General features: G+C 50.6%; 18 protein-coding genes and 1 pseudogene. 15 read left to right on the plus strand and 4 right to left on the minus strand.

What is annotated here, in order from left to right:
* Nucleotides 1–52: 52 nt before the first annotated feature.
* Nucleotides 53–760, plus strand: coding sequence for a response regulator (locus HU175_RS03440; RefSeq protein WP_176565252.1), 708 nt, complete (start codon nucleotides 53–55; stop codon nucleotides 758–760).
* 94 nt (nucleotides 761–854) lie between these two features.
* A complete protein-coding gene (locus HU175_RS03445; protein ID WP_176565253.1) occupies nucleotides 855–1,889 on the plus strand; it encodes a sensor histidine kinase in 1,035 nt (344 codons plus the stop codon).
* Here the strand turns inward: HU175_RS03445 and HU175_RS03450 are convergent.
* Complete coding sequence (locus HU175_RS03450) at nucleotides 1,886–3,148, minus strand: aspartyl protease family protein (RefSeq protein WP_176565254.1); 1,263 nt, start codon at nucleotides 3,146–3,148, stop codon at nucleotides 1,886–1,888. The two genes, HU175_RS03445 and HU175_RS03450, sit on opposite strands and share 4 nt — an antisense overlap.
* A gap of 235 nt (nucleotides 3,149–3,383) precedes the next feature.
* On the opposite strand from HU175_RS03450, the gene tpiA reads away from it, so the two are divergent.
* Both tpiA and HU175_RS03460 read left to right on the plus strand, forming a co-directional pair.
* Nucleotides 3,384–4,145, plus strand: a complete 762-nt coding sequence (gene tpiA / locus HU175_RS03455) for a triose-phosphate isomerase (RefSeq protein WP_176565255.1) — start codon at nucleotides 3,384–3,386, stop codon at nucleotides 4,143–4,145.
* A gap of 95 nt (nucleotides 4,146–4,240) precedes the next feature.
* Complete coding sequence (locus tag HU175_RS03460; protein ID WP_176565256.1) at nucleotides 4,241–4,735, plus strand: cupin domain-containing protein; 495 nt, start codon at nucleotides 4,241–4,243, stop codon at nucleotides 4,733–4,735.
* Here HU175_RS03460 and HU175_RS03465 read toward each other — a convergent pair.
* Genes HU175_RS03465 through HU175_RS03475 form a run of 3 tightly spaced genes read right to left on the minus strand, consistent with a single transcriptional unit; the run spans nucleotide 4,728 to nucleotide 6,937 of the window.
* Nucleotides 4,728–5,780, minus strand: a complete 1,053-nt coding sequence (locus HU175_RS03465; protein WP_176565257.1) for a hypothetical protein — start codon at nucleotides 5,778–5,780, stop codon at nucleotides 4,728–4,730. The genes HU175_RS03460 and HU175_RS03465 overlap by 8 nt on opposite strands.
* On the minus strand, nucleotides 5,764–6,366 hold the full coding sequence (locus HU175_RS03470; protein ID WP_176565258.1) for a hypothetical protein: 603 nt from the start codon (nucleotides 6,364–6,366) through the stop codon (nucleotides 5,764–5,766). Before HU175_RS03470 ends, HU175_RS03465 begins: the two co-directional genes overlap by 17 nt.
* A 10-nt stretch (nucleotides 6,367–6,376) precedes the next feature.
* Nucleotides 6,377–6,937, minus strand: a complete 561-nt coding sequence (locus HU175_RS03475; protein WP_176569114.1) for an RNA polymerase sigma factor — start codon at nucleotides 6,935–6,937, stop codon at nucleotides 6,377–6,379.
* A gap of 158 nt (nucleotides 6,938–7,095) precedes the next feature.
* On the opposite strand from HU175_RS03475, the gene mnmH reads away from it, so the two are divergent.
* The 11 genes and pseudogenes from mnmH (at nucleotide 7,096) to HU175_RS03530 (ending at nucleotide 19,756) form a co-directional block, all read left to right on the plus strand.
* A complete protein-coding gene (mnmH, locus tag HU175_RS03480; RefSeq protein ID WP_176565259.1) occupies nucleotides 7,096–8,172 on the plus strand; it encodes a tRNA 2-selenouridine(34) synthase MnmH in 1,077 nt (358 codons plus the stop codon).
* A complete protein-coding gene (gene selD, locus HU175_RS03485) occupies nucleotides 8,153–9,193 on the plus strand; it encodes a selenide, water dikinase SelD (protein WP_176565260.1) in 1,041 nt (346 codons plus the stop codon). Before mnmH ends, selD begins: the two co-directional genes overlap by 20 nt.
* 186 nt (nucleotides 9,194–9,379) lie before the next feature.
* Entirely contained in the window at nucleotides 9,380–11,620 is a 2,241-nt protein-coding gene (locus HU175_RS03490) for a S41 family peptidase (RefSeq protein ID WP_176565261.1), read from the plus strand.
* Nucleotides 11,621–11,760: 140 nt separating this feature from the next.
* A complete protein-coding gene (locus HU175_RS03495; protein ID WP_176565262.1) occupies nucleotides 11,761–14,055 on the plus strand; it encodes an ATP-dependent helicase in 2,295 nt (764 codons plus the stop codon).
* A gap of 191 nt (nucleotides 14,056–14,246) precedes the next feature.
* On the plus strand, nucleotides 14,247–14,486 hold the full coding sequence (locus HU175_RS03500) for a type II toxin-antitoxin system HicB family antitoxin (protein WP_176565263.1): 240 nt from the start codon (nucleotides 14,247–14,249) through the stop codon (nucleotides 14,484–14,486).
* Between the two features lie 59 nt (nucleotides 14,487–14,545).
* A pseudogene (locus tag HU175_RS03505) lies at nucleotides 14,546–14,687 on the plus strand (type II toxin-antitoxin system HicA family toxin).
* Between the two features lie 72 nt (nucleotides 14,688–14,759).
* Nucleotides 14,760–16,442 carry an OmpA family protein gene (locus tag HU175_RS03510; protein ID WP_176565264.1) on the plus strand — a complete coding sequence of 561 codons (1,683 nt, stop codon included), beginning with the start codon at nucleotides 14,760–14,762 and terminating at the stop codon, nucleotides 16,440–16,442.
* Nucleotides 16,443–16,558: 116 nt separating this feature from the next.
* Complete coding sequence (locus HU175_RS03515) at nucleotides 16,559–16,969, plus strand: DUF3887 domain-containing protein (RefSeq protein ID WP_176565265.1); 411 nt, start codon at nucleotides 16,559–16,561, stop codon at nucleotides 16,967–16,969.
* Nucleotides 16,966–18,396 carry a serine hydrolase gene (locus HU175_RS03520; RefSeq protein ID WP_176565266.1) on the plus strand — a complete coding sequence of 477 codons (1,431 nt, stop codon included), beginning with the start codon at nucleotides 16,966–16,968 and terminating at the stop codon, nucleotides 18,394–18,396. Before HU175_RS03515 ends, HU175_RS03520 begins: the two co-directional genes overlap by 4 nt.
* A gap of 58 nt (nucleotides 18,397–18,454) precedes the next feature.
* Nucleotides 18,455–19,315: a transglutaminase domain-containing protein gene (locus HU175_RS03525; protein WP_176565267.1), complete on the plus strand. Its 861-nt coding sequence runs from the start codon at nucleotides 18,455–18,457 to the stop codon at nucleotides 19,313–19,315.
* A gap of 6 nt (nucleotides 19,316–19,321) precedes the next feature.
* Nucleotides 19,322–19,756, plus strand: coding sequence for a hypothetical protein (locus tag HU175_RS03530; RefSeq protein WP_176565268.1), 435 nt, complete (start codon nucleotides 19,322–19,324; stop codon nucleotides 19,754–19,756).
* Nucleotides 19,757–20,208: the final 452 nt, after the last annotated feature.

Consider the following 20,208-nt stretch of genomic DNA (forward strand, 5'->3'; position numbering starts at 1 on the left):
TCGGGCAACCTATCAACTGGAATAGGACAGGTTTTTACCAACTTCACTACGTATGAGTGCTGCCAAAGCTGCTCAGCCATTACACCGAATTTTAGTCGTCGATGACGACGTCGACATCGTTGAGATGCTCGAATACAATCTCAGCAAAGAAGGATACGATGTCCGGACAGCATCCGATGGCCGTAAAGCTGTTGAGATTGCCCGGACGTACCTGCCAGAACTGGTCGTTCTCGACATCATGATGCCCCAGCTGGATGGGATCGAAGCCGGTCGGCAGCTGCGCGAAATCCCCGAACTGCGGCAAACGTACATCCTGTATCTAACGGCCCGCTCAGAAGAGTATTCAGAAGTGGCAGCTTTCGACGTGGGGGCTGATGATTACATTACCAAGCCCATTAAACCACGGGCGCTGATGAGCCGGATCAACGCGCTATTCCGGCGCGAAGCACAGAAAGCAGATCCGGGTGAACAGGTCACCATCGCTGATCTGGTTATCAATCGCAAGAATTACTCGGTTAGTCAGGGTGACAAATCGGTGATACTGCCGAAGAAAGAATTTGAACTGCTGTTTTTCCTGGCCCAGCATCCTAATAAGGTATTCAGCCGTGAAGAACTGCTGCAACGCATCTGGGGCGCTGATATTTACGTGCTCGAACGTACCGTTGACGTTCATATTCGGAAACTCCGCGAAAAAATTGGTGATACGCACATTCGTACCCTAAAAGGCGTTGGGTATATGTTTACCGACCAACCCGAATAATTTAAAGAGCGAAAGAGCGAATGAGTGAAAGAGCGAATGGCTGTCGCCGGTTTTATTCACTCTTTCGCTCTTTCGTACTTTCACTCTTTAATCCATGTCCCTCAGTCCCCGCATAATTGCTTTTTTACTGGCTTGCCTGATTTCGTTTCTAACGGTATCGTTTCTAGCTTTCATTGATGGCGTTACCGAAACAATGCTGTTCGTAACGGGGCTGTCTTCCTTTGTTGTTTCGCTGTTTCTGGTGATGTACACAATCGAGGTACTGGTATACCGCGAGGTTGATAAGATGTACAAGACTATCAACAAGCTGAAGATGAAGGATTTTACGATCTCTCGTAAGTCGCTGGTTAAGAACAATAACCCTTTCAAAAAGCTGAACGACGAGATATTTGTCTACGTCGCCAAAAAGCAGAAGGAGATTGACGAGCTCAAACGGCTGGAACAGTTTCGCCGGGAATTTCTGGCCGACGTATCGCACGAATTAAAGACCCCCATTTTTGCCGCCCAGGGATTCATTCATACATTGATCGACGGCGCAATGGACGACGAACGGGTGCGGGATAAATTTCTGGCAAAAGCAGCCAAAAGTCTCGATGGCCTTGATGCGCTGGTGAAAGACCTGCTGGTGCTCTCGCAGCTCGAAACGGGCGAGGTGAAGATGAGTTTTGAGAAAGTTGATATGACAGAAGTCACCGAAGAAATCTTCGATCAACTCGAGAAAATTGCCCAGGCTCGCGGAACGTCGCTCAAAATGCGGGTCAGTCGGCCCGGGCCCATGCGGGTTAAAGCCGATAGTTCGCGGATTACGCAGGTGATGACTAACCTGATCGAAAATGCGGTGAAATACGGCAATGACAAAGGTAAGGTTGTTGTCAGTCTGGAAGAGGAAAAAAAGCACGTCGTCATCTCCGTTCGCGACGACGGGCCTGGTATTCCGCCCGAACACCTGAGCCGAATCTTCGAGCGATTCTATCGGGTGGAGAAAAGCCGATCAAAAGATCGGGGTGGTACGGGGCTTGGATTAGCTATTGTCAAGCATATCCTGGGGGCGCACAAATCGAAAGTTACCGTGATGAGCAAGCTCGATAAGGGCACTACGTTCCAGTTTAAACTCGACCGGGTTGATTAAATAACCCGTTTCAGAGCGAACTGGGCCATGACGAGCTGACCGCTCCGACGTACCAGCAACGAGATTTCTTTGCCTTCGCCTTTCTGCAATAGTTTATAAATGTCGCTCACGCTCAGTTCCTGGGCGGGATGGCTGTCCACAAACAGTACTTCATCTCCTTCCCGAAGGCCGGCCAGATCTGCTGGTGAGCCCGGAATCAACTTGTCAACGTAGTAGTTCCGCAACCGATCGCCCTTGGCCCGTAGGGCTACCCCACTCATGTCGTGCTCAAACTGTTCCCGCATCATGCGTTTGACAGGCTTCAGCACCATATAGCGGTCTGGATAATTGAACGTAACATTGAACCGGCGCAGTAGCTCGCACCCAACGTTACCCTGCCGATCGGGCATGTTGATGAGTTTCATGCCGAAGGCAATGCTGTCGGGAAACGACGCCAGTACGTTGTTGACCTCGTAGCGGCCAAACCGGATCTTTTCAATACGTCCCAGATTGCCATTGATAACCCCGTTGAGGCCACGGCCCAACTGCGCCCGAATAACTTTAGCCGGTAGCGGCATACCCGTCGTGTTGCGTGACCGGTCCAGCAGCAGGGCGTGGCCCGCGCCCGTATCCAGCACAACCCGCAGCGGAGTTACTTTATTGCCTTCAAAAACGGCCATTACGTCGGTATAGGCTTTGGTATCCTGAATAGTCAGCTGATACTGGTCTCCCTTCCGTTTGTTGTAGCGGTAGTTTTTGGGCGTCATAACGAGCAGCTCCCGACGCTGGAAATCGATATTGACGACGAAATTGGCAAACAGCTCATACCCAAAAATGCCGTCGATGGGTGTGCCTACGTATTCTGAGAGTTTGAGAATATCTTCGTCAAGTATCAGTACGTTGTGATGGGCGGCCTGCATACCGGCCAGCTTGATTCGGTTGTTTATGGCTACCGATGCAGTCAGGTGACCACCCTCGCCCGCGCCGGTTATGTTTACTTTCCTGGCCAGAGTAGGCATTCGGTACTTGAAAGCATTTGGATTAGTGATGATGGTATTGCTGACGCCTGTATCCAGGATGAACCGTAACGTGTCAGACTCGTTGATCTGAACGCGCACGATAATCAGGTTTGAATGAAGCTCGAATGGAATCCGGGTCCACGTCCGGTTTTTAGTGATATAAAACCCAAAACGGTCGCGATCCGGCGATTTTCTGCTATCGTCAGCTTGCGCCGATAGGCACATATGTAGTACGCTGATAATCAAGAAAAGATTTTTCATAACCGTATCAATCTTGATATAAAGTTATTATTTTTTATTGAAATATTTCAATAAAAAATAAGCCTAAAATTTTCATAATTCTGTAAATGATTACCTGTACAGGAGGGTGACTAAAAATTAGCTTTTCTTTAACGAATCGGTTCGGTCGAAAAGCCCTAATTTCGCCCGGAACTAGCATCCGGACAGACCTGTTCGACGCTGGATAAATTGATTATGAACACCCTATTGATGTTGTATGCGTAAGAAGATTGTTGCCGGTAACTGGAAGATGAACAAAACGGCCGACGAAGCAACCGCTTTGTTGTCGGAGGTAGTTAACATGATTAAGGATGAGGTGACGAGCGACGTGCAGGTGGTACTTTGCCCCCCAGCCATTTACCTGACCTCATTCCGGCAATATGTCCCGGCGGGCGGTAAAGTTGCTTTAGGCGCGCAGAACTGCCACGAGAAAGCGTCCGGGGCCTATACCGGCGAAATCTCGGCACCTATGCTGCAGTCGATCGGGGTTGAGTATGTTATTCTGGGCCACAGCGAGCGTCGGCAGTACTTTGGCGAAACCAATGCGCAATTGGCTGACAAAGTAAACATCGCCTTGGAAAACGGCCTGACCCCTATTTTCTGCTGCGGTGAGTCGCGGGATCTGCGCGAAAACGGCGATTACGTCGGTTTCGTGAAAGACCAGCTTACCGAAAGCCTGTTTCATCTGTCGCCTGAGCAGTTTGCAAACGTCGTGATTGCTTACGAACCGATTTGGGCCATTGGAACTGGCCTGACCGCATCGTCGGCGCAGGCGCAGGACATGCACTTCGAACTACGCCAGCACATTGCCGGTCAGTATGGCGATGAAGTGGCTCAGGACACGTCAATCCTGTACGGTGGCAGCGCTAATGAGAAAAATGCGCAAGAGCTCTTCTCTCAGCCCGACGTTGATGGGGGCCTGATCGGTGGTGCCTCCCTCAAATCCCGTGAGTTTACGACGGTAGTAAAGGCAGCTTAATCTAAAAGAGCGAAAGTACGAATGAGTGAAAGAGCGATTCTTGCGTCAGCTGTTTTCGCTCTTTCACTCATTCGTACTTTCGCTCTTTACATCTTATGACTTCTCAGTTTTACGTCGATTCCCTCTCCATGCAGCCACATCCGGAAGGGGGCTATTTTGCGGAAACGTACCGGTCGGGTGAGACCGTAACTGCCTCGGCGTTACCAAGCCGATTTATGGGTGATCGGGTGTTTAGTACGGCTATTTACTTTCTGCTGGAGAGCCATCACGTATCGGCCTTGCACCGGATTCAGGCCGACGAGGTCTGGCATTTCTACGCCGGTGGCCCGCTGGACGTATTTGTAATCGCCCCAGCCGGAAACCTGTCCGTTATTCACCTGGGGCCAGATTTAACAAATGGACAGGTCTTTCAGGCGGTTGTGCCAGCGGGCTGTTGGTTTGGTTCGAAACCAGCGCCAGGTACTCCATTCTCATTAGTGGGGTGTACCGTCGCACCGGGTTTCGACTTTGCCGACTTCGAACTGGCTGACCGTGCTACGTTGCTGGCTCAGTTTCCTCAACACCAGCTTGTAATCGAACAGCTTACTTAAAGCTTACATTGCCGTATTTCGATACAACCCGCACTTTCGTGCCTGTGCCTTTCCCGACCTTACCGACGTATTGTTTGGTCAGCTTTGGGCCCCGGTTACTACTGCCGTCATTTGGCTGAGAGGTAAAATGAAAAGTAGGGGAGGACGAGTGGTTGAAATTACCGTAACTAACTGTTACGTCGAAGTCAACATCATTCCCACTGGCAACGGGCAACGCTACGGATGAATACGACGACCGAATATCCAGATTGTTAACGGTAGCCGGGAGTTGTTCAATGCGGAACCCACCCGAAAAGCTGACGTCAATCTTACCTGACTCGCGTAACGTACCAATCTCAGCGTCGACATAGTCGATATTCGCATTTAGCTTGCCAATGTCGCCAATTCGCATCTTCCCAAATTTGTTAATCAGCGTTAGCGTGTTGGCCCGGTTCAGGTCCAGTTTTCCGTACGCCATCTCCAGTTTGGCCTGGTCGAGGGTGTTGATATTGGCGTTTCCGTAGGCCACGTCGATATCCGTCAACCGGCTGGTTAGCTCATTCGCCTGTACGTTGCCATAACGGCTGTAAACGGTCAGGGGCGCGTGGAAATCTGAAACCAGCGTGTTGCCAAACTTATTCCGGATGGTCAGCGCATTGGCGCGGGGCATAGTAACGGTATAATCGATTTTGACATAGTTACGGTCGCCCCCGTTCTTCCAGCGGTTGAAACTCCAGTTCGACGCTATGTTCTGATTGAAGTTCGTACGGACCAGGATCTGATTTCCTGAGCGTTTTTCTTCGATCGTGATGGCGTCGATGAACTGCTGGGTCCGCTCGTCGGAGCTTGCGCTGGCCGAGATGGTGATCTGAACGCGGATTTCGTTTTTATCCCACAACCCGACAGAAACCTGACCAAACTGATTATCAATGCTTAGGGCGTCGCTGGCCGTTACGTCATACAGTTTGATAATCGTCTTTTTTCGTTCAACAACTCCCGCCAGCGGGTCTTCTGCCAGCACCAGCAGCGGGACTAAATAAAACAGGCAGCTAAACAGGAATCGCATGGGCGGTTTGTTGTTTTATACACTGAATGACGCGCAGTTGCTCATTGAGTAAATTAATCTGAAGTTGTAAGTTCTGGATCATGGCCTGAATCAGCGTTTCCTGGTTAGGATTCTGCGGTAGTTCGGCCTTCAGCGTTTGGTAGTTTCGTTCCAGCCGGGTTAGGTCCGTCGAGAACTCTTCGTACAGTGCTGGATTCGTTTCCGCCAGTTGTTTGATCTCAGTCCGCTTTTCCTCGATGAGCTGCGTATAATACACTACCTCTTTCGCATAAGCTGGGCTGTTGACGGCCAGCTCGGGCTGCTGCGATACGCCGTAGCGCTGGTTGACGTAGAAGAAAGTGCCAGCCAGCAGCAAGACCGCAATAGACGCGGCTACCTGCCAGTTCGCCCGGAACCAGTTTTTTCGAGTGGTTTGCTGCTCCGTTGCGGTAGGATTGCGGTGGATCTCCCGAAATGGGGATTCCGGGCTGGCTGGTACCGGACCTAACTTCTCTTCCAGACGCGCCCAAAGGGCATCGGGTGGTTCATGTGCGTCGAAGGCTTCGCGGTTGTCGCGCACGAAACGTTCAAGATTGTCCTTCTTCATGGTTTGTTGTTTACTTTAATAATTCGAGTAGACGTTTTTTTCCACGTAAATACTGGGTTCTTGAGGTTGTTTCACTAATGTTCAATACGTTGCCAATTTCTTCGTGATCATACCCTTCAAACAAGTAAAGGGATAGAACAACGCGATAGCCTTCGGGAAGCTGATGCATCGCCCGGCGCACCCGATCAACTTCCAATTGTACGCCGGCTTCATCGTACGGCTCCTCATCGGCCAGGTCCGGCCCGTCGTCATCGCCATAATGTTGCCCCTCAAGGTCCGTCAGAACCAGCCGCCGGCCCCGCAGATGGTTAATGGCCCGATTCACGACAATCTGTTTCAACCAGGCCCCAAACGTACTCTGTCCCCGGAACGTAGTGATGTGGCTGAACGCATCCAGAAACGCTTCCTGCAACACGTCTTCCGCTTCGGCCTCATGATTCAGAATCCGCAGACAGACATTGTACATCGCCTTTACGTACTGTTGGTAAAGTTCATACTGCGCCCGTCGCTCGCCCGCCTGGCAGCGTTTGACCAGATCGGCGTGCCGGTCGGGGTAAGGGGTGGTTTCCAACAGAGTCAAGGCCTGGGTGGTTGGGAAGTAATCAATGAAAAGACGTAGCTGGAACGGAAACGTTGCACCGGTACGCAAAGATTTTTCTAAATTGAGAAAAACCCGTGTTGACTGCTGTTACAAGGAGAAGATTTTTGCAGTCGGTTGCTTTCTGACTAATGATCAAACACATACCTATTGCCGACTTCTGGGCGCTGAAACAGCAGATTGTGCTGGCTGACGTTCGTACGCCGGCCGAATTCGAGCAGGGACACGTACCAGGAGCGGTCAACCTGCCGCTTTTCAGTAATGAGGAACGCATTCAGGTTGGTACCACCTACAAGCAGGTCGGGCGCGAAGAAGCTATTCTGCTGGGGTTCGATCTAACCGGTGCCAAATGGTCAGGTTTTATCAAGCAGGCGCTGGAATGGGTGCCAGATAAACGAATCGCCCTGCACTGCTGGCGGGGTGGTATGCGGAGTGGCGCTATGGCCTGGGCGCTCAATCTGTATGGGTTCGAGGTGTATCTGATCGAAGGCGGTTACAAGGCCTATCGAGGCTGGGTACGAAGCTGGTTTGAGACGAAATACCCGCTCTGGGTGATTGGCGGAATGACCGGCTCGGGCAAAACGAAACTCCTGCATCAACTCACTATTCTTCAGGAGCAGGTGATCGATCTGGAAGAGCTGGCGCAGCACCAGGGATCAGCTTATGGCAGTATGGGAAAGCTGGTTCAACCAAGCCAGGAGCAGTTCGAAAATAACCTGGCCGAGCAACTTAGCGGACTGGATCGACAGCATACTGTCTGGATAGAGGACGAGAGCCTGATGATTGGCAAGCTGTCAATTCCTAAACCGTTCTGGCAGCAGATGCAGCAGGCGCCCATGATCGACGTACACGTTGATCTGGAGCAGCGGATCGACTACTTGGCTGAAGAATACGGACGCCTGGATAAAGAATTCCTGATTGCCAGTACGCAGCGAATACAGAAACGGCTTGGCCCCTTACAGACAAAACAGACGATCGCGGCTATCCTTGATGATCGAATGGCTGACTTTGTCCGACTGGTGCTGGTATACTACGACAAAACGTACCGAACGGCGCTAAACCAGCGGGCAAGCGATACCGTATTTCCACTAGAAATTAGCGGTAATGATCGGGCTGCTGATGCCCGCAAATTGATTGAATTAAGTCAAACGAGCTCACTACCTGACGCTGAGCCCATTCTTCATAGTAATGGAAACGATACCCTTTAAGCTTACCCAATATTCGCATGGAGCGGGCTGCGGCTGCAAAATCAGCCCCGCCATTCTGGATAAGATTTTACACAGTCCCGTTACGTATCAACCCGACGCACGCTTGCTGGTCGGTAACGATAAGCGGGACGACGCAGCCGTGCTGGACCTGGGCAACGGAACGGCACTGATCTCAACCACGGATTTTTTCATGCCCATTGTGGACGATGCCTACGATTTTGGCCGTATTGCGTCGGCAAATGCCATCAGCGATGTGTATGCGATGGGAGGGAAGCCGGTTTTGGCGATCGCTATTCTGGGTTGGCCCATCGATAAACTGCCGCCTGACGTAGCACAGCGCGTACTGGAAGGAGCCCGGTCAATCTGCGCGGAAGCGGGTATTACGTTGGCTGGTGGACACAGTATCGACTGCCCGGAGCCCGTGTTCGGCTTAGCCGTTAACGGAATGGTTAACATTGACCAGCTGAAACAGAACTCGACGGCTATATCCGGTTGTCAGTTGTATCTAACCAAAGCCCTGGGCGTTGGCGTGTTGTCGACGGCGCAGAAACGCGGTCTCCTCCGCCAGGAAGATGCCGAAATCGCCTTGCAGAGCATGACCCGGCTCAATAAACTCGGTGAATTGTTTGGACAAATGGACGGCGTAAAGGCCATGACCGACGTAACAGGTTTCGGACTATTGGGTCACCTGAGCGAAATGTGCGAGGGGAGTGGCTTGTCGGCGGTGGTGGAGTTTGACAACGTACCGGTTATTGAAAGCATACCCCATTACCTCGATCAGCGCTGTATTCCGGGCGGTACCCAGCGGAACTGGGCGAGCTACGGCCACAAAATTGGCGAACTGACCGATTTTCAGAAATACGTACTGGCTGATCCGCAAACCAGTGGTGGCCTGCTGGTAGCCGTAAGCGAAGACGGCACGACTGATTTCGAAAGCAAGTTGCAGGAACAGGGCTATTCGTTACGTAGTCTGGGTTATTTGCAGCCGCAGACTGATGGGCCGCTGATTACAGTGAAATAAGCGCGAATACCGCAGAAGGGTGGCCAGTGTGACGCACCGTGTTCTGTAACACAAAATCATATAGGGCCAGATAGTCAGCTGCGCTATTCTGGGAAGTATGTTAAAAAAAGCTAACAGGCCTGTTTCTAATAGGTAGAACTAGTTGAGTACTGACGTTTAGAGCGTGTTCAATCCTCCTTGGCTGTCATGATTAAACTAGCGCTATCAACTCTCTTCGTCCTATCTAATTTCTTGCTCTTTGCGCAAAAGCAAAACCTCGATTTTGAGCAGTCTGAGGCTAATGGTCAACCCAAAGGGTGGAGCCGGATTGGTGGTAACAATGCGTATGCCTTCGTTCTTGATTCGGCGGTAAAGCACGGCGGTCAGTCGGCACTCAAGATAGCTTACACGACTGGAACCGGTTTTTCGGGTGCGCATAGGAGCTTACCCGTCAACTTTGCTGGCAAAAAGATTACGTTGACCGGCTTTGTCAAAACGCAGGACGTTGGTCTTACCCCCGATTCGTTCGCCGGTTTGTGGGTGCGCATCGATAACGAAGCGGGCAACGCGCTTGCTTTCGATAATATGCAAAGTCGGGGAATCAAAGGAACCACCGACTGGCAATCGTATACCGTTACGGTGCCCATTGCCGACGGAGCCACGAGTATTCACCTGGGTGGATTGCTGGTAGGAAAGGGAACGGCTTGGTTCGACGATTTTACTGTGCTCGTTGACGATAAATCCATCGAAAAAGCTCCCTTGAAAGTTGTTAAGCTCGATAAGGCGCAGCTTGATACGGCTTTCAATAAAGGATCTGGGATTGAACTGGCTACCCTGACGAAGCAGCAAATAGATAACCTTACCCTGCTGGGTAAAGTATGGGGTTTCGTTAAATACTACCATCCGTCGGTTACGGAGGGGAATCACAATATGGATGCGGAGTTGTTCCGGATAATGCCAAAACTCCTGACGGCAAGGTCGAACGCTGACGTGAACAAAGCCTTACTTGCCTGGCTGACGACGTTTGGTACGGTAAAATCGACCCGCTCCGGGCAGAAAGATACCGTTGATGCTGTTCATAAACCCGACTATAGTTGGTTTCGCGAACTTGATGAGTCAGTACGCACTCAACTGGAAAATATTCGGCTGGCAAAACGGTCGGAGAAATCGTATTATATCGGTATGATGCCGCAGGTTGGTAATCCGGTATTTCAGCACGAAGCGGCTTACCGGCAGATGAAGACGCCTGACGTGGGCTACCGCCTTTTGTCGCTTTATCGTTTCTGGAATATTATTCAGTACTTTTTTCCGTATAAGCATCTTATTGGCGAGGACTGGAATAGGGTGCTGCCGGAGTTTGTTCCCAAGTTCGCGAACGCCCGTGATTCGCTCTCGTATCGGCTGGCGGCTCTTGAGCTTATTGGCCGTATTCACGATACGCACGCCAACGTCTGGGGCGACCCGATCATTGAGAACCAATACAAAGGCGATTATTACGCGCCTGTGCAGGTACGATTCGTTCAGAACCAGTTTGTCGTTACTAACTATTACAATGATTCACTCGGTACGGCGTCGGGTTTACGGCGGGGCGATGTAATCAAATCAGTCGATGGCGTGTCGACCGAAGCACTGGTGCAGAATCGGCTCCCTTACTACCCGGCTTCCAATAAACCAACGCAGCTTCGGGACATAAGCCGTAGTTTGCTTGCTGGTCATACGCCTACGGTCAGTCTGGAAATTGATCGTGACGGACAACCGATGACAGTTAAACTCAGCCGGTACAAACAGGAGCGGGCATCCTTTGATAACAAGATCGATTACAGCAGTTACCCAAAAGATAGCAGCTATCAACTGCTGCACCCTGACGTTGGGTACCTGTTTTTAGGCAATATCAAAGCCGACAAACTCCCGCAGATCATGCAGCGATTCAACGGCACGAAGGGTTTGGTTATTGACCTCCGTTGCTACCCTTCCGATTTTGTCGTGTTTTCGTTGGGGAAATACCTGATGACGCCTACTCCGTTCGTCAAGTTCACCGGTGGATCTATCCAAACCCCCGGCCTTTTCACTTGGAGTAATCCATTAAAAGTTGGCCAGCGAGGAGTGGATGATCCGTATAAGGGCAAGGTCATTATTCTGGTCAATGAATTGACGCAAAGTTCGGCTGAATACCACACGATGGCATTCCGGGCGGCTCCTGGAGCCCTTGTGCTGGGGAGCACTACTGCCGCTGCCGATGGTAACGTATCCGCTTTTTTGCTTCCGGGCGGTCTGAGTACCATGATCAGCGGCATTGGTGTCAACTATCCTGATGGTCGCGAAACGCAACGTGTTGGGGTTGGCGTCGACGTTGATATGCAGCCTACCCGAAAAGGAATTCAGGAGAACAAGGATGAGTTACTCGAAAAAGCCGTGTCACTGATTAGAGGTAGTAATCAGGCAAAATGAACCAGTAATAGTAAGTCTGTAATAAACCAGAGCGCACGTAAAGTAGAGGCTGAAAGCACGGCTTTACGTGCGGAATACGTCTGCCCTTCACCAAATTTTTTTGTAGTTTTGGTTGTTATAGAAGGATAGAAGCAAGCCTGATGGTTGATTATATTTCTGGATTGAATGAACCACAGCGGGAGGCCGTCATGCACGGTAACGGCCCGCTGATGATTATAGCCGGTGCCGGGTCGGGCAAAACCCGTGTGTTGACGTACCGCATCGCGCACTTGATAGAAACTGGCGTCGATCCTTTCCGGATTCTGTCGTTGACGTTTACGAACAAGGCCGCCGGCGAAATGCGGCACCGGATCGAGAAGGTTGTAGGAACCGAAGCCCGCAACATCTGGATGGGTACCTTCCACTCGGTCTTCGCCAAGATTTTACGTATCGAGGCTAAAGCTCTTGGGTACACCAGCAATTTCTCCATTTACGACACCGACGACTCGAAGTCACTATTACGTAGCCTCATCAAGGAAATGGGGTTGGACGATAAAGTGTATCGTGTCAATAGTGTCTTCGGGCGAATCTCGGGCGCTAAAAACCGGCTGATTGGTCCGGAAGATTATTTAAATAACGCCGTCATCCAGGCCGACGATGAAGCCGCGCGGATGCCGCACATTGGCCGGATTTATAAACAATACGCAGCCCGTTGTTTCGCGGCCAACGCCATGGACTTCGACGATCTGCTGTACAATACGAATGTTCTGTTCCGCGATCATCTGGATATTCTGAATAAGTACCAGCACAAGTTTCAGCATGTGATGGTCGATGAGTTTCAGGATACCAATATTTCGCAGTACCTCATCACCCGGAAGCTGGCAGCTGTTCACCAGAATATCTGCGTGGTAGGAGACGACGCGCAGAGTATCTACGCCTTCCGGGGAGCGAACATTGAAAATATTCTCAACTTCCAGCGCGATTACGGGCAGGATACTGTCAAAATCGTTAAGCTAGAGCAGAATTACCGCTCGACCGACACCATTGTGCAGGCGGCTAACTCAATTATTGCCCGAAACAAAAACCAGCTCGAAAAACGCGTTTTCACGGCTAACGAAGCGGGGCCACTGATCGACGTTATCAAAGCATCGTCGGACAATGAGGAGGGACGGCTGGTAGCATCGGCTATTTTCGAAGCAAAAGTAAACGGGGCACTGACGAATAACGATTTTGCGATTCTCTACCGGACCAACGCCCAGTCGCGGGCGTTTGAAGAAGCCCTGCGGAAGGTAAGTATTAAGTACCGAATCATCGGGGGGCTTTCGTTCTACCAACGCAAAGAGATCAAGGACCTAATTGCTTACCTGCGCTTTACGGTCAATCAGCAGGATGAGGAAGCTTTCAAACGGATTATCAACCTGCCGAAGCGGGGAATTGGCGATACGACCATCGCCAAGTTGAGTGTTATTGCCGCCGAGCAGCAGGATTCCATCTGGGGGATTGTGTCTGATATCGGTAAATTCGTTGCCGGTCGGAGCGGGATTGCCATCGAGGGGTTTGCCGACCTGATCAAGAGCTTTATGCTGCTGCTCGACCAGAAAGACGCCTTCGAAGTAGCCTCGCACATTGCCAAGGCGTCGGGTCTGCTGAAAGAGCTGTATGACGACAAAACCGTTGAAGGGCTGGCGCGTTACGAGAACGTACAGGAGTTGCTGAATGCCATTAAGGAGTTCGTCGACAATCCGGACAACGAAGACAAAAGCCTGGGCGCGTTTCTGCAATCGGTCTCGCTGCTGACTACCGCCGATGAACGGGAAGATGACGGCGACAACGACAAAGTGACGCTGATGACCATCCACGCGGCCAAGGGGCTGGAGTTCAAAAACGTGCACATCGTCGGGATGGAAGAGGACTTGTTCCCCAGCCAGATGATGCTCGAAAGCCGGAACGATCTGGAGGAAGAACGGCGACTATTTTACGTAGCGATTACCCGCGCTGAAAAACGCCTGACGATGTCCTACGCCGAGTCACGGTACCACTTTGGACGCCTGAAAATGTGCGAGCCGAGCCGGTTCCTAATGGAAATTGATCAGAAGTATTTGAAGATGTCGAAGCTGCGTTCGGCGCCGAGCCGGATGGATTTCGATCGCCCCGAAAAAGATCGTAGCGAAAGCACATCGACGGGCTCCATGTCATTTGTCCGGTCGCTGGCTCAGAAAACAGCCCGGTCGCAGGCGCCCCAACCGCTTACGTCGCATACCCCCTCGGCCGATTTTGCGCCAACGAGTACGGCCGATCTAGCAACTGGTCAGCGGGTGGAGCACGCCAAATTTGGTTTTGGTACGGTTAAAAAAGTCGACGTGAACGGCACCGAGCGAAAAGCAACGATTCAGTTTGAGAAAGCAGGCGAGAAAGTCCTGCTGCTGAGCTTTGCCAAGCTGCGGGTGGTCGCTTAAATGATTTTGAGGATGATGAAAAAGTCGCTTGTCTGCAAAATGATCGCTGGTTTCATTATCTACCTGCTAATAGCTTTTGGTGCACTAGTAGCGCCCATACCAAGAGAGTTGAGAATGATAGTTGGGACAATATTTCTTTTAACTCCTATGGTGGGAACTATTGTACTGATGATTAGCAATAAAAAAAAGCCATGAGAACGTTACAATATCGATTGATTCTGACGCCGGAACCCGAAGGCGGATACACGGTGAAAGTCCCTGCTATTCGAGGATGTGTTACGTATGGCGAAACGGTGGAAGAAGCCATCGCTATGGCGAAGGATGCTATTGAAGGATGCCTGGAAGTTCTTAAAGAGGAAGGCCAGCCTATTCCTCCCGACGACAGTCGAACACTGGAGTATTCATTAAGTTTGGTAACAGAACTGGTATGAACCTGTCGTCCAAACGGCTAATCAAAATTCTTGAAGAACACGGATTTGTTCTAAAACGGATGGGAAAGGGAAGCCATCATATATTACAATCCAGATACTAAAATCACTGTACCGGTTCCCGTTCATAGCAAAGACATGAAAAAGGGTACGTTCTTCAGCGTTTTGAAGGAAGCAGGTATTGATCTGTCTACGTTAGATTAATAATACTGGGTACAAAATTTGCCTTACTCAGCGTTTCTCAGAAAACGATTAATTTCTTTCCATCCATTATTCATGAATTCCCGTTATGCGATTGCTTTTGGTTTAGTCATTACCACGCTGACTGTTGTGGCGCAGCCTGGCAGCGCGCAAACCGACGTAACGCAGGCTAACCTGGCGCAATCGGCGGCTCCTCAGTCGGGCACGACTGCTGGTGCCGGTAACTCACGCGTGGAAAACCTGGGCAATCAGGTAAATTCGGAGTATAACGAAATCAACCCAATGATTTCGCCGGATGGCCGGACCCTGTATTTTGCTCGGATCAGTCACCCGAACAATACGCATGGCGACAAAGGAAGTCAGGATATATGGTATTCGGAGCAGGATATGAATAACAAGTGGGGGCCCGCCAAACGCATGGGCTTCCCGCTGAATAAGGACGAATACAACTGCGCCTACAGCATTACGCCCGACGGCAATACCATGCTCGTAAAGGGGGCCTATGCAAACGGAAACTACGAAACCCGTGGGTTTTCGATCAGTAAACGGACAGCGAACGGCTGGTCGGCTCCGCAGAAAATAGAGATTCCCAGTTATACTAACATGAGCAAAGGGCAGTTCGACTGCGGATTCATGTCGGCTGATGGGAAAGTATTACTGATGGCGTTCAGCGAAAAGAAAAATAGTAAGGAAGACGACATCTACGTCAGCTTCCGGCAAAAAGACAACTCGTGGAGTAAACCGATCAGCCTCGGGTCGGACGTAAACACAAAATTCACGGAAACGACGCCGTTCCTGGCTCCCGATGGGGCAACGCTTTATTTCTCCAGCGATCGCGAGGGGGGGCAGGGGAGTAATGATATTTACGTCTGCAAACGGGTCGATAAAACCTGGCAGCACTGGTCGAAACCGGTCAATCTCGGTCCTACGGTCAACACAGACGGCTACGATGCGTATTACTCACTGGCTGCATCAGGCGAATATGCCTATCTGACGACCTTCAAGAACACACTGGGCAAAGGGGACATTGTTCGGGTGAAGCTAACCGATGAACAACCGACCAATCAACCCGGCAAAGTTGGGGGAGGAGAAGGCGATCTGGCTGCTGCGCCAACCGCAACCAAACCCGATCCGGTTGCGCTCATCAGTGGTAAAGTAATTGACCAGACTACGGGTAAGCCCGTCGAAGCCCGGATTATCTACCAGACCCTGTCGGATGGGGCAGAGGTCGGCGAGGCTACGTCCGATCCGATAACGGGCGAGTACAAAATTGTTCTGCCGTACGGGCAGAAGTATAGCATGCGGGCCATCGCCAAGAATTTTATTGCCGAGGGCGATAATGTTGATCTAACCCAGACCAAAGGTTTTCAGGAGATTAAAGGGAAAGAACTGAAACTGGTCCCGATTGAGAAAGGAAACACGATACGTATCAATAACATCTTCTTTGACACGGGTAAATCTGAACTGCGGCCGGAATCCAGTCCTGAACTGGATCGTCTGGTAACAACCCTGAACGAAACGCCCAAAATGGTGATCGAAGTGCGGGGACATACGGATAACACCGGTTCCAACGAGATCAATACCAAACTGTCGCAGGACCGGGCCGATGCCGTTCGGGAGTATTTTATCAGCAAAGGTATTGAACCCGATCGGGTTGCGAGTAAGGGTTTTGGCGAAAGCAAGCCCGTGGCGACCAACGACACCGACGCCGGCCGTCAGCAGAACCGTCGGGTTGAATTCATTATTGTGCAGAAATAAGCTGACCGCTAATCCATTTTTTCTCCCGTTGAGCAGGTTACCTGGTCCTGTCTTCCTATTTTTTCAATAGGTGAATGGTATGTGTGTTAGCTTTACTCAAAACTAACATACATACCATGAAACGTTTCCCGCTATTTATCGCCCTTGTCCTACTGGCTTTCTCCGCCGTTACCACGTCGGCCGTTGCTCAATCTAAGCCGGGAGCATCTGACGTAACGACGTCCGATCCCAAGCTTGATTCGCTGACCAAACTATCGCAGAAATACCTGAACGACAATCAGCCCGATTCGCTCTACGCACTCATGGCGGAGAGCTTTAAAGCGCAGATCTCAGCCGATAAAATGAAAGAAGTATCATCGCAACTTGTTGGTCAGCTCGGCAAATGGACAGCTATTGAACCCAAAGGTGTGCAGGATGGCGTGGGAAAATACAAAGCTACGTTTGCGCTGGCCGCGCTGGATTTCTTTATCGGTCTGGACAAACAGGGAAAAATTGAAACCTTCCTGTTTAAACCCATCACTGAATGAAGTATAGCTGTGGTCTGGTAGTGGTAATGCTGCTACTGATGGGCCTGAATGGTGTGGCACAGCCTGCCAGCCAGGCCGTCGACTCCATAGCCACCCTGGTTCGAACGTACTACAATGCGCGTCAGGCCGATAGTATCTATGCGCTGACAGATGCTTCCTTCAAGAAGGCCGTTACGGGGGCACAATTCAACCAATTCATTACCAGCTCCTTTTCCGAACTGGGGTCATGGATGTCAACGGGAGAGCCCCGGATTGCTGCCGATGGCTATCATTACCCAGTCCATTTCGCGAACGGAACGCTGGAATTTTTACTAACTCTTAACAATCAGCGGCAAATTGCTGCCCTAGCGTTGCAACCGGTTCAGACGCCTAAACCGACGCGTGCTCGCCAGAACATACTGACTAATAATCCCCTGCAAAGTCCACTGGATCGACAGGTTGATTCTGTCGTTTCAGTTTACATGAGCAAACCCGAAGCGGTGGGCTTGAGTGTGGGTATTCTACGCAAGGATAGTCTATTTACATACGGTTACGGCGAAACCCGGCTTGGTAGCAGAGATACGCCAACCGGTAATACCCTATTCGAAATCGGTTCAGTTTCCAAGACGTTTACGGCGGTTCTCCTGGCTGATGCTGTTCGGCAGGGACAAGTGAAACTAGACGATCGGGCCAGCCAGTACCTGCCCGATTCACTGCCTCCGTTGCGTTATGATGGGGTCGACGTTACGTTACGGATGCTGGCCAATCACACGTCCGGGTTACCGAGGCTCCCGGTAAATCTAAACTCCAGTCGTTTGTATGACCCGCAGAATCCTTATGCGCACTATGACGAACAGGAACTGTTCACATACCTGAAAACCGTTGCGTTTGTCCACAAACCAGGTACTACGTATGACTATTCAAATCTGGGAATGGGGCTGCTCGGAACAATTCTGAGTCGACGAACGGGTAAATTGTACGAGCAGTTACTGACTGAGGTAATTGCCAAGCCGCTTGGGCTGTCGAACACCCTTATTACGTTGCCCGTCAGTAAACACCTGGCGCAGGGGTATGATCAGTCAGGGAAAGCAGTTCATTCCTGGGAGTTCAAAGCGCTGACAGGAGCGGGCGGGATTCGATCAACGACCGATGATCTGTTGCTGTACCTGCAGGCCAATCTGGGGAAAGCACCGGGCCGCCTGCGTTCGGCTCTCCAGTTAACCCAGCAACCGACCTACACGGATACGCAGTCTCAGCCAACAGTGGGACTGGGCTGGCATATTAATCCGAAAACGGGCTGGCGATGGCACAACGGCGGGACGGGAGGCTTCCGAAGTTTCGTGGGTTTTGACCCGAAAAAAAAGACGGGAATTGTCGTGCTGACTAACGCCCAGATCGATTCGCCGGACGAAGTTGCCAGGCAGCTAATTAAAGCGGTTGGGCTTTGAACCAAATGCTGATTTACCGGTATTAACTACATACAACCGTTTAACTAATAGCAACTTTATGCAACTCAACGTAGGCTGCGAACTGTCGTTTGACGCCCAGGAATCAACACCAATTGTCTTAATGCTGCGCCCACGCTCCGGGGCGGGTCAGTGGATTATCCGCGAAGCGTATCAAATTACCCCGTCTGTTACGGTAACTGAGTTTACTGATCTGTACGGAAATCTGTGCCAGCGAGTTGTTGCGCCAGAAGGACCATTTTCTATTCATTTCTCGGCCAGTGTTCAGACGTCCGACGTGATCGACGTAGCACCCGGTGCCCCCTATACGCCCGTTGAGGAACTGCCCGATGACGTACTTCACTATACCTTGCCCAGCCGCTACTGCGAATCGGATAAACTCGGCGAACTGGCAACGGAAATTACAAAGAATGCTGAACCGGGCTACGATCAGGCCGAGGCAATCCGTAAATGGATACATGACAACGTAAAATACCAGTATGGTACCAGTGATGCCAGCACCTCTGCGGCTGATACGGCCGATAAACGAATCGGCGTATGCCGGGACTTTACGCATCTGGGGATTTCGCTTTGCCGGGCGTTAAATATTCCGGCTCGAATGGTCGTTGGTTATCTATATCAGCTCGACCCGATGGATTTACATGCCTGGTTTGAGGCTTATGTTGATGGACGATGGTTTACCTTTGATGCAACGCAGAGCGAACCCCGTGGCAATCGGGTAACGGTAGCCTACGGACGAGATGCCGCCGACGTGGCTTTTACGACACAATTTGGGGCTATGACCCTGAATGATATGAAAGTTTGGGTAGACGCCGATACGTCAGATACAGATAGTCAAAATAATTCAGAATCAGCACCAACCGTTTCATCATCGGTGGGGTCTACTAATCAAAACGGCTAACAGCACATGAAAAAACGACTGCTTTTCTGCGCTTTTGCGGGATCTCTGGCGAGTTGCCAACGTGAGGGCGATATTCAACCGGCCAGGGTATCTGTAGCCAGCGAAGTGGTCGGTACCTATGAAACGAACGCGTTCACGGACGTGCTGCACGTAGCGACTCCGGCTAATCAGATGCCGACTATAAACGTAACGGCTGAGACAGACACTACGGTAACAATGACGTACACAAATCCGTACCCGTCATTAAGCGAAGACCAAATTTCGCATGTGCTGGTACGTCGGCAGGCCGAAGGTGTTTATTTCTGGACGAATGATACGCTGATCGGCTCCCTGCAGAATGATCGTGCGTTCACGAGCCGTGGTATTGAGAAGCAGGCAGAAGTCCTCCGTATTAACGCAGTTCATTCGAATAAAACGGTACGCTTTGTCGGTTTTAAGTAACTGGACCACACTATTCGGAGAATTCTACTTACTCATACAAAAAAACACCCGTTAGCCATAATTTGGCTGACGGGTGTTTTTTTTATGGGGCTAATTAATGAGATAATATGGTTAGAATGAAAAAGGTGATGCGTTTAGAGTGATTTTGACGCTGAAAACGAAACAAACATCATGTGTACAGAATTGTTTGGCGAATTTTTATGTATTTTTAAGAACTTGCATAAATCTTTTAAGAATGTTTGACTTAACGTTCTTTTAATAATGTAGATTTGTTGCTTTAATTATGCCAAACTAGTGGATGAGCCAATTTTGTATGGTCAGAACCGTCTAGTAGGGAATAAGTAAGCGCAGTACCTTCATCGACAAGTCTTAACCTATAGTGCTAATTACATTGCTCCCTGTTTCTAGGGTATTCTACCTGTCCGCCCGGGCGGATCGCGATGCCGTTAGGC

It is taken from the genome of Spirosoma sp. KUDC1026, assembly GCF_013375035.1.
In the GTDB taxonomy this organism is placed as follows: domain Bacteria; phylum Bacteroidota; class Bacteroidia; order Cytophagales; family Spirosomataceae; genus Spirosoma.

Bases quoted from the DNA above. Each gene is read 5' to 3' on its own strand.
- HU175_RS03445 (WP_176565253.1), top strand. From the start codon at position 855: ATGTCCCTCAGTCCCCGCATAATTGCTTTTTTACTGGCTTGCCTGATT.
- HU175_RS03450 (WP_176565254.1), bottom strand. From the start codon at position 3,148: ATGAAAAATCTTTTCTTGATTATCAGCGTACTACATATGTGCCTATCG.
- mnmH (WP_176565259.1), top strand. From the start codon at position 7,096: ATGATCAAACACATACCTATTGCCGACTTCTGGGCGCTGAAACAGCAG.
- HU175_RS03530 (WP_176565268.1), top strand. From the start codon at position 19,322: ATGAAAAAACGACTGCTTTTCTGCGCTTTTGCGGGATCTCTGGCGAGT.
- HU175_RS03515 (WP_176565265.1), top strand. From the start codon at position 16,559: ATGAAACGTTTCCCGCTATTTATCGCCCTTGTCCTACTGGCTTTCTCC.
- HU175_RS03490 (WP_176565261.1), top strand. From the start codon at position 9,380: ATGATTAAACTAGCGCTATCAACTCTCTTCGTCCTATCTAATTTCTTG.
- HU175_RS03500 (WP_176565263.1), top strand. From the start codon at position 14,247: ATGAGAACGTTACAATATCGATTGATTCTGACGCCGGAACCCGAAGGC.
- HU175_RS03460 (WP_176565256.1), top strand. From the start codon at position 4,241: ATGACTTCTCAGTTTTACGTCGATTCCCTCTCCATGCAGCCACATCCG.
- HU175_RS03510 (WP_176565264.1), top strand. From the start codon at position 14,760: ATGAATTCCCGTTATGCGATTGCTTTTGGTTTAGTCATTACCACGCTG.
- HU175_RS03440 (WP_176565252.1), top strand. From the start codon at position 53: ATGAGTGCTGCCAAAGCTGCTCAGCCATTACACCGAATTTTAGTCGTC.
- HU175_RS03525 (WP_176565267.1), top strand. From the start codon at position 18,455: ATGCAACTCAACGTAGGCTGCGAACTGTCGTTTGACGCCCAGGAATCA.
- selD (WP_176565260.1), top strand. From the start codon at position 8,153: ATGGAAACGATACCCTTTAAGCTTACCCAATATTCGCATGGAGCGGGC.
- HU175_RS03465 (WP_176565257.1), bottom strand. From the start codon at position 5,780: ATGCGATTCCTGTTTAGCTGCCTGTTTTATTTAGTCCCGCTGCTGGTG.
- HU175_RS03520 (WP_176565266.1), top strand. From the start codon at position 16,966: ATGAAGTATAGCTGTGGTCTGGTAGTGGTAATGCTGCTACTGATGGGC.
- HU175_RS03470 (WP_176565258.1), bottom strand. From the start codon at position 6,366: ATGAAGAAGGACAATCTTGAACGTTTCGTGCGCGACAACCGCGAAGCC.
- HU175_RS03495 (WP_176565262.1), top strand. From the start codon at position 11,761: ATGGTTGATTATATTTCTGGATTGAATGAACCACAGCGGGAGGCCGTC.
- tpiA (WP_176565255.1), top strand. From the start codon at position 3,384: ATGCGTAAGAAGATTGTTGCCGGTAACTGGAAGATGAACAAAACGGCC.